Here is a 15,615-nt window from a genome sequence, read left to right as displayed (position 1 = left end):
AAATCCTCCTCAGGACGCGCGAGCATCGCGCTCGCCTTTCGATTCATGAATTGCCCGCCACACGGTATGGGGGGTGACCGGCATATCGATATCCGTGACGCCATAATCCTTGAGCGCGTCGAGTACGGCGTTGACGACCGTCGCAAGCGCGGGCGTCGTTCCGCCCTCGCCGCCGGCCTTGATGCCAAGCGGATTGGTCGGCGAAATTACTTCGGCAATCTCGCACTTGAAGGACGGCATATTGTCGGAGCGCGGCATGCCGTAATCCATGAACGATCCCGCGAGCGGCTGGCCCGACGAGGCATCCACTGCGCAAAGCTCCCACATCGCCTGCCCCACCCCTTGCGCGATACCGCCATGGGTCTGGCCGTGCACGATCAGCGGATTGATGCAGCGGCCCACATCATCGACGGTCGCGTAACTGGTGATAAGGACATGCCCGGTCTCCGGATCCACTTCGACTTCGCAGATGGCCGCGCCGTTCGGGAACACCGGCGTGTGCATCTCATTGTCACGCGCCACCCGCAATGGGCCGTCCTTCTCGCGCGACAGGTTGCCGAGCGTAAAAATATCGATCGTCTGGTTGGTGTCGCGCAGCTTGAAATGACCGCTCTCGAAATCGATAGCATCGAAGTCAGCGCCGAAATGCTCCGCTGCACGGCGGCGCCCTTCCTTGAGCAAATCCGCCGAGGCCATGGCCATCACGGTTCCCGCATGGCGCATGGAGCGTCCCGAATGCGAGCCGCCGCCCACGCTGACTATGTCCGTATCGCCAAGGATGATCCACACTTTTTCGACAGGCACCTGGATCATGTCGGCAACCACTTGCGCGAAGCTGGTTTCGTGACCCTGGCCACTCGGCTGGGTACCGATCACGACCTCGACTGTGCCATCCTGCTTGATTTCGATCTCGGCACGCTCCTTCGGCGAACCGATGGAGGACTCGACATAATTGGCGAAACCTCGGCCCAGCAATTTGCCGCGGCTCGCGGCTTCCTCGCGGCGCACCTCGAAACCGTTCCAGTCGGCAAGCTCGAGCGCACGGTCCATGTTCTTTTCATATTCGCCGCTGTCATAGATCGAGCCCACGGCGTTGGTGTAAGGCATCATATCCGGTGAAACGAGGTTCTTGCGGCGCAGCTCCAGCTTGTCGAAGCCGAGTTCGCGCGCGGCCTTTTCGACAAGACGCTCGATTGCGTAAGTCACTTCCGGGCGGCCCGAACTGCGGTAGGCCTGCGTGCACATCGTATTGGTGAAGACGGCGCGAGCGCGCAGCGTCGCCACCGGAATGTGATAGGAGCCGGTGATCAGACCGGATCCTTTGCTCAGCGGTGACAAGGAAACGCAGCGCCCGCCCACATTGCTGAGATTGTCCGCCCGCATCGCCAGGAATTTGCCCTCGCGATCAAGCGCCAGCTCCACCTTGGTGATGAGGTCCCGGCCCTGATAATCCGTTAGAAACGCCTCGGAACGCGTTGCCGTGTATTTGACCGGCCGCCCGATCTTCTTCGATGCCCAAAGCACAAGGCCGAACTCGACATAGACGCGATTGCGCGCTCCAAAATTGCCGCCGACATCGTAGGAAAGCACGCGCAGATTCTTCGGCTCGATACCGAGAACCTTGGAAAGCTCACCCTTCTGGCGTACGGCACCGCCGCTGCCGGCATAGAGCGTATAGCGGCCGGTTTCCTCATCGAAATGCCCGAGCGACGACCGTGGCTCGATCGGCACGGCGGTCACGCGGCCGATATGGAATTCAGCCGTGACCACATGATCGGCAGCCTTGAAGGCGGCGGCCGTACCCGCTTCGTCGCCAAAGCTCGAGTCAATGAAAACATTATCCGGCACTTCGTCCCACACCGCAGGCGCGCCGGGCACCGCGGCCTTTGCGGTTTCGGTGACGTGCGGCAATTCCTCATAGTCGACGAAGACTTTTTCCGCTGCATCGGCCGCCTGCGCTGCCGTCTCGGCAACGACAATCGCTATGGCTTCGCCCACATGGCGCGCCTTGTCGGCCGGCAGCAGATAATGCGGGCCTGTGAATGGCGTGCCGCCGCCAGCAGCCGTCAGCTTCACGTCGAATTTCGTCGAGGGAACCGGATTGTGCGGGATCGGTTCAAGCCCGTCGGCGAGCACATCGGCGCCAGTCAGCACAGACAGTACGCCGGGACTGGCCAGCGCTTCGGACGTGTCAATGCCGAGGATACGCGCATGCGGGTATGGCGAGCGGACCATTGCGGCAAATGTCTGACCGGGCAGGCTGAAGTCGTCGGAAAAACGGCCCTTGCCGGTAATCAACCGCCCATCTTCCTTGCGCGGAAGCGGCTTTCCGACATGGCGGAACAACGCATCGCGTACAAGCTTCATTTCCGGCGACAGGCCAGCTGGCTCAGACTTTTCCAGTACGGCCGTCCCGTGTCCGCTCGTGCTTCTATGAAGTGGGCTTCCCATAAATCCTCTACCCCTGCCGGCTGAAATTACGTCGGCGACATTCTGTTGCTCTTCGTATTAATGTATGACAGTATGTCGGAGTAATGCAATCGAAAAGATGCGGGTTCGCACGCAATATCTTTCTGACGGGGCTGATCGCTCTTATGATTATGAGTGGGTTTTGCGTTTTCACCCTCGCCTGCGCGGCGTTGGAGAGGCGCATATTCGGGAGTATGAGACTTACATGACGACGCAAAAGCGCAAGGCTCCATTGGACCTGCAAGAACATCTGGGGCGGCTGGAAGAACGCGGTCTTCTGACGCGAATCCAGGTTCCGATCGACAAGGACAGTGAATTGCACCCGCTGGCACGCTGGCAGTTCCAGGGCGGTCTGCCCGAATCGCAGCGGCGGGGTTTTCTCTTCACCGATGTGAAAGGTGCGAAGGGCGAGAAATACGATATTCCGGTTGCAGTCGGTGTCCTCGCCGCTTCGCCGGAAATCTACGCCATCGGTCTTGGCGTACCCGAGAGCGAGATCGGCGACGTTTGGGTCAACGCCATGGAAAACCCCATCGACCCCGTCATGGTCGAGGACGCGCCCTGCCAGGAAGTCGTCATCATTGGCGACGATCTCAAGATCGAAGGGCGCGGCCTCGGCAGCCTGCCGGTTCCGGTCTCGACGCCCGGCTTCGACAGTGCTCCCTATTTCACCGCGACACTCTGCGTCACGCGCGATCCGGAAAATGGCATCCGCAACATGGGCACCTATCGCGCCGCGCTGAAAGCCGAAGACCGGCTTGGCGTGCGCATGGCGAGCCGTCTCTCCGGTGCAGGTGGTTATCAGCATTGGCTGAAGTACCAGAAGCGCGGCGAACCCATGCCCTGCGCCATCGTGATCGGCTGCGCCCCGGCCGTGCTTTTCACCGGGCCGCAGAAGCTTCCGATTGATCAGGACGAGCTCGGCGTTGCGGGAGGTCTTATTGGAGAAGCTGTCCGTATCGTCAAGTGCAAGACTATTGATCTGGAAGTACCGGCCGACGCCGAAATCGTCATTGAAGGTTTGATCGACACCGAGCTACTGGAGCCGGAAGGGCCCTTCGGCGAAAGCCATGGCCACGTGGCGCTCGAGGATTTCAACATGTCGATGCGCGTGACGGCGATCACCCGCAAGCGCAAGCCTGTACTTGTCTCGATCGTCAGCCAGGTCACGCCCAGCGAATCGAGCGTTCTCAAGCGCGTTGCCTATGAGCCGCTGTTCTTCAATCACCTGAAGAAAGTGCTCAACATCAAGGGCATCAAGCGCGTGGTCATGCATGAACCACTTACCAACATCCGCAAGGTGATCTTCCTCGAATTCGACCGCAGTGCGCCGCAATCGGAAATATGGCGCGGCCTGCAGGGCGCGGCGATGCTTCAGGCGCAGTGCGGCAAGATCGTCATTGCCGTCTCCGACGATATCGACGCCCGTAATGCTGACGCCGTGTTCTGGTCGCTCGCCTACCGCGCCAATATGATCGATGACGTGCATGTCACGCCTTACCGCTCCGGCGGGCATGGGCCGAAATCGGCAAACAAGAACGCCGAAGGCACGCTTCTCATCGACGCCACATTGAAGGCGCCCATGCCGCCCCTGGCCTTGCCTGCGGAACCCTACATGGTGCGTGCCCGCGAGATATGGGAAAACCTGCAATTGCCGCCGCTCTCGCCGCAACCGCCATGGCACGGCTATTCGCTCGGCGACTGGAGCGATGTCTGGAGCAACTTTGCCGATGAGGCCGTCAGCGGCGATTGGCGCTCCAATGGCGAAAACACCTTCTCGCGGCGCAAAGGCGGTATGAAACCGGAAACACCGGCGCGCGATATTGAAAAGAAAGCATAATCAGGCGACTATCGCCCGATTCTGATATACTGGCAGCGCCGACCGGGATTGGCGCTACCAGTACAGGCAACACAACGCAGGCAGCAGCATTGCGAGGGATAAAATGAACGATCCGGTCATGGAACCATTCGGTCCGCTTACACATGAGTCTGCGCCGCTGAGAAACAAGATCATGAAGTCGCTCCGGCGCGCAATCGAGACGGGATTGCTGGAGCCGGGTACGCGTCTTGTGGAGAAAGACCTGTGCCAGCAGCTCAATGTCAGCCGCACCTCGCTGCGCGAAGCGCTGCGCCAGTTGCAATCGGAAGGCATTCTCACCGACCTCAACAATCGCGGCCTTGCCGTGGTCACCATAACGTCCGAGGACGCCGAGAACATCTACCGCATCCGCGGGGTGCTCGAACCGTTGATTGTCGAACAGTTTATCGAGAACGCGCCTGAAACAGAGGTTGAGGCGCTGAAAGCCCACTTTGTGCGATTGAAGGAAGCTTACCTGCATGGCAATGCCGAAGAAATCGTCGCCAGCAAACGCGATTTCTACGACAGGATCTGCACGGGAGCGCGCAATCCGATTGCGTTCGGTGTTCTCAGCAAGCTGACGGTGCTGACGTCGCCGCTGCGCCGGCGTTCCGTCGTGCGTCCGGAGCGGCGCGTCCAGAGCATTGCCGAGATCGAGAAGATCGTCACTGCCATCGCCAAACGCGACAAGGCTGCTGCAAAGGCTGCGGCTGAGGAGCATGTGGCCCACTCCGCCCGCTCGGCGCTGCATGCATCAGAGTCGGCCAATTAGTCATGCGCCGCCTAATTATCGCCATTACCGGGGCCTCCGGGGTCATCTACGGCGTTCGCGCCTTGCAACTCCTGCGCGATGTCAAAGATGTCGAGACGCATGCAATCGTCTCGCCGTCAGCGCTGCGCACCGCCGCCGACGAACTCGACATGAGCGCCGACGAGATCCGCAGCCTCGGCGACAAGCTTTACAACTACCGCGATATTGGTGCGGCTATCTCGTCCGGTTCCTTCCGCACCGCCGGCATGCTGGTCGCGCCCTGCTCGGTGAAAACCCTGAGCGGCATCGCCAATTGCTACAATGACGAATTGATCGTGCGCGCTGCCGATGTCTGCCTCAAAGAGCGCCGCCGCGTCGTTCTGCTGCTCCGCGAAACGCCGCTGCACGCCGGGCACATCGCGCTGATGGACCAGGCGACGCGCAATGGCGCCATCATCATGCCGCCCGTTCCGGCCTTTTACAGCAAGCCGAAGACGATCGATGACATGGTCAACCAGACCGTCGGACGCGCACTCGATCTGTTCGATATCAATCTGCCGCTCGTCAAACGCTGGAAAGAAGACGAATCCGGCCAGCAATCATCATAAGCCAATCAGTGCCCGTTCAATGGTCGCGATGGCCCGGCGCGCGCCCGCATCCAAGGTCGAGCCATGGTAATAACGCACGACGAGCGTCAGGTTTTCGCCGGCGGAACGGTTGCTGTCGTCTGAAATCGTGGCGAGAGCCAGCCCTGCCGTTTCGAGTTCCATGAGTTCGATCCGTTCTGCGGAAAGCTCGGCGGCCTTCACGGCGTCACGCAGGGCTTCGGTGTGCTTGTCGGGCCCAGGTTTTGGCCCGGTCTTCATCCGTTGGCGGATGGCGCGCAGCGGTGCAACAACTTCATCGCGCCATTCGTCGACCAGCCCGATAATCTGCACTGTCTTTGCCGGAGAAAGTGCAATCGACCCTTGCTTGAGCCATGCGGCGAACAGCAGAACCGGCACGTCCACGCCACTCTTTTCCTGCAAGGCAAGGCATGCATCGGCGACGTCAGGGGCCTTGTAGAGACGCAGGGCGAAATCCCATAGTCCGATATTCATGTCCTGCATGCTTTCCCTCATGGCAATTGCGGGGCCAGATGACTTGATCCGGCCCCGCTTTACCAGTTTCGCGAGCATGAAGGAAGGCAAACCGGATAATGTTGGCTCGTCCGGTTCAAGCAGTCTGTGGCAAACAGGCCTCGCAGATCGCCGCAACGTGGCGATGGTCCGTACCGCAGCACCCGCCCAGAACACGCATCTTCGGAAATGACCGGGTCAGGCCATTGTACCACCGCCCCAGATCGACCGGGTCGCCCGCATCGAGCGTAACCGAATCATCGAGCTCCGCATGGCTCTTGGTCGAAGCATTCGCCTTGACGCCGCGCACGCGATCGAGCCACGCTTCACCCTTTGCCAGTGCATCGGCAAAATGGCTCGGATGCGCGCAGTTGATCATGTAGTAGGCTGGCGAACCCCCGGTTGCATCGTCCACCCGGTTGATCGCATCGCCGAGCGACAAGCCCGTCACCAGTTTTCCATCGGTCTCGACCGTGAATGAGATCACGCAAGGCATGGCATGGGTTTTTGCCGCCTGTGCGATGCCGATGGCCTCATTGTAGTTGGTGAGCGTATAGGCCGCGACCATATCCGCTTCGGTTCGTGCAAAACTCTCGATCTGCGCCGCGTGGTATGTTTCGGCTTCTTCAGCATTCATGTTGCCGGCCTTGTAGCCATCGCCGCGCGGTCCAATTACCCCGTTGATCACGCAAGGCGTCGTAGCCGCCTCGAATTCCTTGCGAAGGTCGAGTAGCAGATCGACCGAATCCCTGTTTACCGCCCGCAAAGCGTCGGCGTTATACCCAAGCTTGGCGCCCCAGTCCGGGTTTGCCCGCCATGTCGGGGTATCGAGGATAAAGCCGGTTCCATTCTCCCGAGCGATCCTGAGATAGCTGATGTAATAATCTTTCAGTCGCTGCCTGCCTTCCGGGCTGGCCATCAACACGAAGGACGCGAATTCGGGAAGGTCGATCCCGTCGTGAAAGATGAATGTCGTCTCCATGCCACCGTCGCTGAGGAAGGTGCTCCCGGCGAGTTGCGGCAGGTTTTGGCGGTACTTGGGCATGATTGTCTCCACTGACAAGAGTGGCCGGTATGGGCTGATTGCCTCTCCTCCCGGCATGTTCCGTTTTGCGCCTTTCGTTCCAGGCAATCTAGAAGCCTCATGGTCGGGTTGTTTCGCACACAGAAAAACGAATGCAATTTCAGTGAGATAGGCCAAGAAATAGCGATGGAACGCTTCCCTGTGCTATCATCGACCGGCTGAAACCGTACTGGAGGTACAGTAGTTCTGAGGGGATAATGCCATGCGCAAGGGAGACGAGACCCGCGAACGTATTCTTGAAATCGCCGAGATGTCAGTGTTGGCCAAGGGCTTCGCTGCGACATCGATAGAGGAGATTATCGCTGAAGCGGGCATAACGAAGAGCGGGTTTTTCTATCACTTCAAGGACAAGAACGAACTCGCTCACATTATGCTGAAACGATACGTCTGCTCCAATGACCGGGTGTTCGACGATGTCATCGAGCGCGGGCACCAACTGTCGGACGATCCGCTCCAGGCTTTTCTCATCGCCCTGAAACTCCTCGCCGAGGTCATGTCTGATCTGCCGAATGGTCACCCCGGCTGTCTCATCGCTTGCATTTGCTATCAGGAGCGGCAGTTCGACCGCGAAGTCCTGAACCTGACGGCACGGTCGGTTGAAGCATGGAACGCAAGGTTCCGGGCTATTCTCGACAATATCGCTCTCGTGCACCCCCCGCGCGACCAGATCGATTTCGATGATGTGGCGGACATGCTGTCCTGCGTTATCGATGGCAGTATCATCATGTCGAAGGCACTGGACGACCCGACCAGAATCGAAAGGCAGGTCATGGCCTTCCGCAGCTTCATCAAGCTGCTGTTTTCTTCAACGCCGCACCTAACGATCCCGATGCCGAATTCCACCACCGTTTCGGAAGCGGTTAACTGATCGATATTCTTCACGCATCGACTGTTCTCATCAGGAACAGCCGCCCCTCCCGATCGACCTGTGTGTGCAGGTCCTGGTAATCGTGAATGGTCGTGTGCGCAGTCTCGATGGGGTGCTTGTGCGTCGCGGTGATCACCATCACATCGGCCCCTGCAGCATCGCCGGCAAGGATCCCCGGAACGGCGTCCTCGAAGACAAGGCAGTCCTTCACGTTAACTCCCAGCTTTCGTGCCGCCAGCAGATAGCAGTCCGGATTGGGTTTGCCGACCTTTACGTCTTCGGCCGTGACGATATTGTCAGGCACGGGAATTCCCGCTGCGGCCAGCCGGCGCTTTGCCAGTTCAAGCGGCGATGAGGTTACGATTGTCCATTTCGCCGGCGGCAGTGCCTCCAGAAATTCCGCAGCGCCTGGCAGCGGCACGATCCCTTCAACATCGAGGATTTCGGCATCGGTGATCCTGATGGCTTCCTGCTCCGGATCGACCCCAGGCAGACCCAGCCTGCGCACGGTATCGACAGCACGGGCGCCATGCATGGTCGGCAGGAACGTCTTGACGTCGAGCCCATGTTCTTCCGCCCACCTTGCCCAAACGCGCTCTGCCGCCGCTGTAGAATTCAGGATGGTCCCGTCCATGTCGAACAGGAACGCTGCGTATTTTTTGTCGAAAACCGATGAAGCTGCGGCTGGCACGATATTCTTCTCTCCAAGTTAACCTGTTCTGCGCGAGGCAGACTAGAGCATAGGATGTTCAAATGGTACCGCTCAGCCCAGTCAATGTTCGGCCATGGGCTTCAAATGAAAACAGCGGCCCGAAGACCGCTGTTCGAAAATCACCGTATGGACATTGCCAAGGTTATTGACGTGCATCCAGCAATGCGTTGACGCGATCGACCTGCGCATCGGTCAGGGTGCGTCCAAACGCTGTTTCGAGCTCTGCCACCGCGTCATCGAGCGCCTGTTCCCTGAGCGCAGGATCGGCCAGCGCCAGTGCTTCCTCGCGGCTGCGTTCATATGTGGCAATCTTGCCTACGGACGAGTTGGGTGAAGCCCGTTCTCTTGCCCGTGCAGACGCATGAGCGGCATTGAGAGGACCGAGCTTGACATTATCTTCGTCGTCATCCGCATCCAGAGATGCTTTCTCGATTTTGGATTTGTCGTGAGCCTTGGCCGAATTGCCACGATCGGCGGACTTGCCGTGATTTCCACCGCTGTTCCCATTTCCATTTCCATCGCCACCGCCATTCCCATGGCCACCACCATTCCCGCCCTTATCGGCAAAAGCTGGTGCTACAAAACCATCTGTCGTTGATAGAACTGCGCCGCTTACGAACAAGCCAAGGCAAGCTGCTACAATGACGCCCCGTTTAAATTGAACCATATCCACCTCCCAAAAACACTTCCAATAACTTACAGAAATAATCGTTCGTTTGCGGCCCCAATGTGGCAACGGGGGACACGGACGCTCACATACCATTTCAGCCTGATACGGTGGCCCGGCTGTCAGGACCTCGCCTTCGGCGATCCCCAACGTAGCCCATCCATCAGCAACGAGACAAGGCGGCGGGAACGGTCGCGCCAGTCGGGCGTATCAGGGGCTGAATAGATCCCCGACAGAGCCTGAGATATATCGTTTATATCGATATCGCTGCGGATGGACCCGTCGGCAACGGCAGCATCGACGAGACGCTGCAAGGCCAGCGCAACCATACCTGACGTATTGGCAAATACTTCGGAATTCGCGTCGAAGAGGATGCGCAGACTGTTCGCCATGCCGCGCTTTGCGGCAATATAATCGACGAAACGCTGCATCCATTCGGCCAGGGCAACATCCGGTGCTTTGTTCTGCGCCAGTTCTTCCGCGGCGTCGCAAAGCGCCTCGACCTCGCGCCGGTAGACCACTTCGACAAGATGTTCACGCGTTGGAAAATGCCTGTAGAGCGTACCAATGCCTACGCCGGCCTGCCGCGCTATATCCTCGAGCGAGGCGTTACCGCCTCGTTCGGCAAAGGCAATCCCGGCAATCTCGATGAGCTTTTCCCGATTGCGGCTGGCATCCGCCCGCAAGCGCTTTTCCGGCAGGGACGAGCGTGTCTCCTTCAACTCGGTTGACGCATTGCTGCCCAATATTGCAACTCCAACAAGAAAGTGACTTGAACCCTTAGCGGCAAGTCGCTATGTTAAGAAACGGAGGCACCTCCGATTATTCCGGAACCTTCGAACTATTACCCCATTTAAGTCCACTATGTCATGTTTTTTGGGCCTTGACCTCAGAAGAACTCCGCTGGACACCCCTAAGCGTACTGGAGCAGGACGCCTATGACCAATCAAACCACCATCAATCTCGAAATCAATGGCCGGACACAATCCCTTGTCGTCGAACCGCGCGTGACCCTTCTGGATGCGCTGCGCGATCACTTTGAACTGACCGGCACCAAGAAAGGTTGCGACCAGGGCCAATGCGGTGCCTGCACCGTGCATGTCGACGGCGAGCGTGTGCTTTCCTGTCTGACACTGGCAGTTCAGGTCGAAGGCCGCGCGGTCACGACCATCGAAGGGCTTTCCGATCCCGGCGCCGAGCTTCACCCGGTCCAGTCCGCGTTCCTCGAGCATGACGCCTTCCAGTGCGGCTACTGCACGCCGGGACAGATCATGTCCGCGGTGGCCTGCATCCGCGAAGGCCATGCCGGTTCCGACAATGAAATCCGCGAATATATGTCAGGCAACCTCTGCCGATGCGGGGCCTATCCGCATATTGTCGAGGCGGTCCGCGAAGCTGCAAAGGTGATGTCATGAGAGATTTCTCCTATCTTCGCGCAAACTCGATCGAAGAAGCAGTAAGTGCGGCGGCCGTGCCAGCGACCATGCTGCTTGCCGGCGGCACCACGCTCCTCGACCTTGCGAAATGCGGTGTCACCAATCCAGAGCGGGTCGTTGATATCACCCGCCTCAAAGGTCTCGATGCGATCCGTGTCGATGCCGAAGGCGCTTTCATTGGCGCCTTGGCAAAGATGAGCCACGTCGCTGCCGATCCTGTAATCCTTTCGGCGTTTCCGGCGGTGTCGGAAGCCCTGTGGCAGGCGGCGTCAGCGCAGATCCGCAACATGGCAACCATCGGCGGCAATCTTCTGCAGCGCACGCGCTGTGCCTATTTTCGCGACCCGGCAGCTTTTCCCGCCTGCAACAAACGCGTTCCCGGCAGCGGCTGCTCGGCCATGGAAGGCGTCAATCGCGGCCATGCGGTTCTCGGCACCAGCGACGCCTGCATCGCAACCTATCCGGGCGATCTCGCCGCTGCCCTCGTCGCCTTCGATGCCGTCGTGCATCTCGGCGAGCGTAAAGTCGCAATCGACGATTTCTTCCTTCTGCCCGGCACCACACCGAACAAGGAACACGCGATGCAGCCCGGCGAGATGATCACCGCGATCACGATCCCGGCGTCAGCCGCCGCGCGTTGCTCCACCTATTTGAAGGTGCGCGACCGCCAGTCCTATGAGTTCGCCGCTGCAAGCGCTGCTGTCGGCATCGAGTTCGAGCCGGATGGCGAAACCATCCGCGATATTCGGATCGGTCTTGGGGGCGTTGCAACCAAACCCTGGCGTGCCCGCGCAGTCGAAGATGCGCTTCGCGGCAAGGAGCTGGAGCCGGACACCATCAAGAACGCCAGCCGTCTCGCTGTCGAAGGCGCTATCGCCCATGGCGGCAACCACTACAAGATCGAGCTCGCCCCGCGCGTCATTGAACGCGCCATTCTCAAAACGGGAGCCATGGCATGACCATTGTCGACACCAAAATGAAACACGGCGACGCTTCGGACGGATTGCTCGGTGGCCGCCTTGCCCGCATCGACGGCCCCGCCAAGATCACCGGTTCGGCCGATTACGCGATGGAGCACTCTCCGGAAGGTATGGTCTACGCGGTCATCGTTGACAGCACGATCGCTTCCGGCCGCGTCGTCACCCTCGATACCGCGGCGGCGGAGGCCTCTCCCGGTGTCCTGCTTGTCCTGACGCCGGACAACGCCTTGCCGATCAAGACAGCGACGGACTGGACAGGCGCTCCGCCGCCCGCCGTTCCCTACGATCCCCTGGCACGGGATATCACCTTCAGCGGCCAGCATATTGCCGCTGTCATTGCCGAGACCTTCGAGCAGGCAACCGCCGCTGCGGCACTCGTCAAGGTCACCTATGAGGAGACCACCCCCATTTCGAGCTTCGACGATCCGCGGTCCGGCGAAGGCTATCCGATCGATATGATGACCAAGGAATGGGGTGATGCCGAAGCTGCGCTTGCTGCCGCTCCCGTCCGCATCGAGCAGGAATACAGGACACCGCGCGAATACAACGTACCGATCGAGCCCCATGGCCTGATCGCCCAATGGCAGGGCGATATGCTGACCCTCTGGGAGCCCAGCCAGTGGATCGACGGCATGTCCCGCACCTATGCCGAATGGTTCGGCATACCGTTCGAGAATGTGCGCATGCTGTCGCCCTATATTGGTGGCGGCTTCGGTTCGAAGGCTCTGCCAACCCGCTACGGCGCGGTTGCGGCAATCGCCGCGAAGATGCTCGACCGTCCCGTCAAACTTGCCATCACGCGGCCACAGACGTTCACCGCTTTCGGCGGCCGGCCTGCGACACGGCAGACCATCGCGCTCGGCGCTACAAGCGAAGGCAAATTGCTGTCGATCGTGCATCGCAGCGCCAACGAGACGTCGATGAATGACGTCGCGGTCGAACCCTTGGGCTCGGTCACGTCCATCATGTATGCGACGCCGAATTTCTCGTCGCGCCAGAATATCGTGCCGGTGAATACGGTGAAGCCCGGCGCGTTGCGCGCGCCCGGCGAAAACCCCAGCGCCTTCGGCATCGAATGCGCCATCGACGAACTTGCCTACGAGGTCGGCATCGATCCGCTCGATATCCGTCTGCTCAACTATGCCGAGGAGGACCGGCACGCCAAAAAGCCATGGTCGACGCGCCGGCTGCGCGAAGCCTATGCCGCAGGCGCGGAAGCCTTCGGTTGGGCGAAGCGCAACCCTGGCGTCCGCTCCATGCGCGAGGGCAAGCAGCTGATCGGCTACGGCGTTGCCGCGGGCACATACCCGGTTCGCCGCACGCCGGGCGAAGCAATGGTCCGGATCTTGAGCAATGGCACGATCGAAGTCGCCAGCAGCGGCATCGACATGGGTCAGGGCACCTATACGATCCTCGCGCAAACTGCGGCCGAGGCGATCGGCGTGCCCGTCGAGACAGTCGTGGTCAAGCTCGGCGATTCTTCGTTGCCGCGCGCGCCGGTTGCCGGTGGTTCGCAACTCGCCAACCTGATGACCGGCGCTGTGCACGTAGCCGCTCTTGCAGCCCGCGACGAGCTGATTGGCCTCGCCATCAACGATCCGAATTCGCCGTTCCGCGACCTGCAGGCGAACACGCTGACCATCGAGGGCGGGCAGATTTCTTCACCGCGCGATGCAGGTTCCAGTGTCGCTATTGCCGAGGTGATGCGGCGCACCGGCCGTGAGCGTATCGAGGCGCTGCGGGACACGCTGCCGGAAAACCTGCGCAACAAGGACGACCATTACCGCAACTTCACCACGATCTCGACCATGCTTTCACCGACCGAGGGCGACTACTCGATGCACAGCTGGTGCGTGCATTTCGTTGAGGTGCGTGTGGATGTGGATTTCGGCACGGTCCGCGTTTCCCGCATGGTGTCCGCGCTGGATTCGGGCCGGCTCTATAACCCGAGGCTGGCCGAAAGCCAGTGGAAGGGCGGTATCATCATGGGCATTGGTCAGGCACTCCTCGAGGAAGGCCTCATCGATCAGCGCAATGGCCACGTGATGAACACCAACCTTGGTGACTATCTCGTTCCGACCAATGCGGACATTCCCAATCTCGAGGTCATCTCGGTCGGTATTCCCGATACGAACGCCTCGGTCCTGGGCGGCAAGGCGGTGGGCGAACTCGCCATTGTCGGTGTTGCGCCCGCCATCGCCAACGCGGTCTACCATGCCACCGGCATACGGGTCCGCGACCTGCCGATCACGCTTGAAAAGCTGATCTAGGAAACAAAAAACCCGGCACTTGTGCCGGGTTTTTCTATGTCGAATATCTTGGGCAGAGACCGTTTGAGAATTCAGCCTGATGAGCGAGCTGGTGTGGTTTTCGAGAACCGGAGCGCAGCGGACTTGTTGGTCCGTGAGCACCGGAAGCGGAGAAAATCGCATCAGATGGCCATCAGGGTGAAGTAATCAAATGGTCTCTCAGGCGGCGTCCTGAATGGCCGCAAGCTTCCAGTCCGAATTGGGCTTGCGCACGAAAGTCCAGACTTCTGTCGTCTGCGATGGTTGCCCGTCATCGCCCTTGACCACACGCCCGGTCGTCCGGTCGACCATGGCATCGACGCTCGAGTAGCGCATGGCCGTCGTCGCGTATTCCGCGTCGCCCTCGGCCCAGGCCTCGGCGATATCGGCCTGCAGGAGCTTCACATCGGAGACGCTGTTGCGCAGACCGTCCGTCGCATTCTGGCCGAGCTCTTCCGCGAGGTAGGACATGGCTTCCGGCGTGGTGAGATTGCGCAGCGTCGCGTAATCCTCTTTGCCATAGGCCGTCTGCACGTCGGTCAAAAGCCGCTCGAAGGTTTCGAGATCGTCCTGCTTCAGGCCGATCTCATCGGAAGCTGCAGCGGGACCTGCCGACGCATAACCCTGACTGTAACCTGCCGTGCCCTGCCCTGCCGTATTCTGGTTCGAGGCAGAGCCTATCGTCGGCACCCGCATCGGCGAGACGTTGGACGGTTCTTCATTATAGGCGTTGCGGCCAAAACCCTGTCCCGCACCGGCCGCTGCCGTCGAAGACTGGCGCGAACGGAAAAAGCGCATGGCGAGCATGACCGCACCGATGACCAAGGCGATCTGCAGCAGCATGCCGAGCATGCCGGCGGCACCGCCGAAGCCATATCCAAGGAACGCGCCGAGCAAACCGCCGACCAGCAGGCCACCGATCAGCGAACGGCCCATGCCCCCGAACAATCCTGGACGCTGCGCCGCCTGCGGGGCCATTGCACCGGGCTGGTTCTGCGGCTTGGGTGTCATCGAGCGTTCGATCGGAGCAGCAGTTGAAGGCGCAGTGCGCGTTGGCGCGGGGGCCTGGAAAGTACGTGAACCGCGGCTGCCGAAACCACCACCAAAACCGCCGGCACGCCGGGCATCGGCCTCATAGACAACGCTTAACGAAACCGCCAATCCAATGACGAGTATCGCGGCAATCCGGCCGAGACGAGAAAGGTGAAGCGGCATGCAAAAAACTCCTCTATGCGTGTCACGTGACACTTCGTCCACGCATATGGTGTGGGCAAGCGCTGATTTTAAGGATTGGCGAGCAAATTTTGGGATAACCAAGTTATAATGTTTCCGCAAAAACATTATAACTTGAACAAGTTTGACCTCAGTTATAATGTTTTTGCGG

At 59.8% G+C, this 15,615-nt stretch carries 14 protein-coding genes; 7 read left to right on the top strand and 7 right to left on the bottom strand.

Annotation, left to right across the window (positions count from 1 at the left end; translation table 11 throughout):
- Window positions 1–9: 9 nt before the first annotated feature.
- Window positions 10–2,451, bottom strand: a complete 2,442-nt coding sequence (locus ACSQ3H_RS08620) for a xanthine dehydrogenase family protein molybdopterin-binding subunit (RefSeq protein WP_436116672.1) — start codon at window positions 2,449–2,451, stop codon at window positions 10–12.
- 223 nt (window positions 2,452–2,674) lie between these two features.
- Between ACSQ3H_RS08620 and ACSQ3H_RS08615 the strand changes: the two genes are divergently transcribed.
- The 3 genes from ACSQ3H_RS08615 to ACSQ3H_RS08605 all read left to right on the top strand — a co-directional run bounded on the left by ACSQ3H_RS08615 (window position 2,675) and on the right by ACSQ3H_RS08605 (window position 5,686).
- Window positions 2,675–4,309: a UbiD family decarboxylase gene (locus ACSQ3H_RS08615; protein ID WP_436116671.1), complete on the top strand. Its 1,635-nt coding sequence runs from the start codon at window positions 2,675–2,677 to the stop codon at window positions 4,307–4,309.
- A 103-nt stretch (window positions 4,310–4,412) separates the two neighbouring features.
- Entirely contained in the window at window positions 4,413–5,099 is a 687-nt protein-coding gene (locus ACSQ3H_RS08610) for a GntR family transcriptional regulator (RefSeq protein WP_436116670.1), read from the top strand.
- A 2-nt stretch (window positions 5,100–5,101) separates the two neighbouring features.
- A complete protein-coding gene (locus tag ACSQ3H_RS08605) occupies window positions 5,102–5,686 on the top strand; it encodes a UbiX family flavin prenyltransferase (protein ID WP_436116669.1) in 585 nt (194 codons plus the stop codon).
- On the opposite strand, the gene ACSQ3H_RS08600 is transcribed toward ACSQ3H_RS08605, so the two are convergent.
- Window positions 5,681–6,187: a TIGR02444 family protein gene (locus tag ACSQ3H_RS08600; protein ID WP_436116668.1), complete on the bottom strand. Its 507-nt coding sequence runs from the start codon at window positions 6,185–6,187 to the stop codon at window positions 5,681–5,683. The two genes, ACSQ3H_RS08605 and ACSQ3H_RS08600, sit on opposite strands and share 6 nt — an antisense overlap.
- 106 nt (window positions 6,188–6,293) lie before the next feature.
- Entirely contained in the window at window positions 6,294–7,241 is a 948-nt protein-coding gene (locus tag ACSQ3H_RS08595; RefSeq protein WP_436116667.1) for a homocysteine S-methyltransferase family protein, read from the bottom strand.
- Between the two features lie 241 nt (window positions 7,242–7,482).
- Here ACSQ3H_RS08595 and ACSQ3H_RS08590 point away from each other — a divergent pair, with 241 nt between their 5' ends.
- On the top strand, window positions 7,483–8,148 hold the full coding sequence (locus ACSQ3H_RS08590; protein WP_436116666.1) for a TetR/AcrR family transcriptional regulator: 666 nt from the start codon (window positions 7,483–7,485) through the stop codon (window positions 8,146–8,148).
- Between the two features lie 10 nt (window positions 8,149–8,158).
- On the opposite strand, the gene ACSQ3H_RS08585 is transcribed toward ACSQ3H_RS08590, so the two are convergent.
- The 3 genes from ACSQ3H_RS08585 to ACSQ3H_RS08575 form a co-directional block, all read right to left on the bottom strand.
- The gene (locus ACSQ3H_RS08585) at window positions 8,159–8,839 is read right to left on the bottom strand and encodes an HAD family hydrolase (protein ID WP_436116665.1); all 681 of its coding nucleotides are present in this window, start codon (window positions 8,837–8,839) and stop codon (window positions 8,159–8,161) included.
- Window positions 8,840–9,002: 163 nt separating this feature from the next.
- Window positions 9,003–9,527: a Holotricin-3 precursor gene (locus ACSQ3H_RS08580; RefSeq protein ID WP_436116664.1), complete on the bottom strand. Its 525-nt coding sequence runs from the start codon at window positions 9,525–9,527 to the stop codon at window positions 9,003–9,005.
- A gap of 122 nt (window positions 9,528–9,649) precedes the next feature.
- A complete protein-coding gene (locus tag ACSQ3H_RS08575) occupies window positions 9,650–10,273 on the bottom strand; it encodes a TetR/AcrR family transcriptional regulator (RefSeq protein WP_436116663.1) in 624 nt (207 codons plus the stop codon).
- A gap of 192 nt (window positions 10,274–10,465) precedes the next feature.
- Between ACSQ3H_RS08575 and ACSQ3H_RS08570 the strand changes: the two genes are divergently transcribed.
- The 3 genes from ACSQ3H_RS08570 to ACSQ3H_RS08560 are packed head-to-tail and all read left to right on the top strand — an operon-like array spanning window position 10,466 to window position 14,213.
- Complete coding sequence (locus ACSQ3H_RS08570) at window positions 10,466–10,942, top strand: (2Fe-2S)-binding protein (protein ID WP_436116662.1); 477 nt, start codon at window positions 10,466–10,468, stop codon at window positions 10,940–10,942.
- On the top strand, window positions 10,939–11,922 hold the full coding sequence (locus ACSQ3H_RS08565) for an FAD binding domain-containing protein (RefSeq protein WP_436116661.1): 984 nt from the start codon (window positions 10,939–10,941) through the stop codon (window positions 11,920–11,922). Before ACSQ3H_RS08570 ends, ACSQ3H_RS08565 begins: the two co-directional genes overlap by 4 nt.
- Window positions 11,919–14,213, top strand: coding sequence for a xanthine dehydrogenase family protein molybdopterin-binding subunit (locus ACSQ3H_RS08560; protein WP_436116660.1), 2,295 nt, complete (start codon window positions 11,919–11,921; stop codon window positions 14,211–14,213). Before ACSQ3H_RS08565 ends, ACSQ3H_RS08560 begins: the two co-directional genes overlap by 4 nt.
- A 198-nt stretch (window positions 14,214–14,411) precedes the next feature.
- Here ACSQ3H_RS08560 and ACSQ3H_RS08555 read toward each other — a convergent pair whose 3' ends face one another.
- Window positions 14,412–15,446 carry a Tim44 domain-containing protein gene (locus tag ACSQ3H_RS08555; RefSeq protein WP_436116659.1) on the bottom strand — a complete coding sequence of 345 codons (1,035 nt, stop codon included), beginning with the start codon at window positions 15,444–15,446 and terminating at the stop codon, window positions 14,412–14,414.
- Window positions 15,447–15,615: the final 169 nt, after the last annotated feature.

The organism is Phyllobacterium sp. LjRoot231, assembly GCF_964253365.1.
Taxonomy (GTDB): Bacteria; Pseudomonadota; Alphaproteobacteria; order Rhizobiales; family Rhizobiaceae; genus Phyllobacterium.
This window is presented reverse-complemented; position numbering and strand designations above follow the sequence as displayed.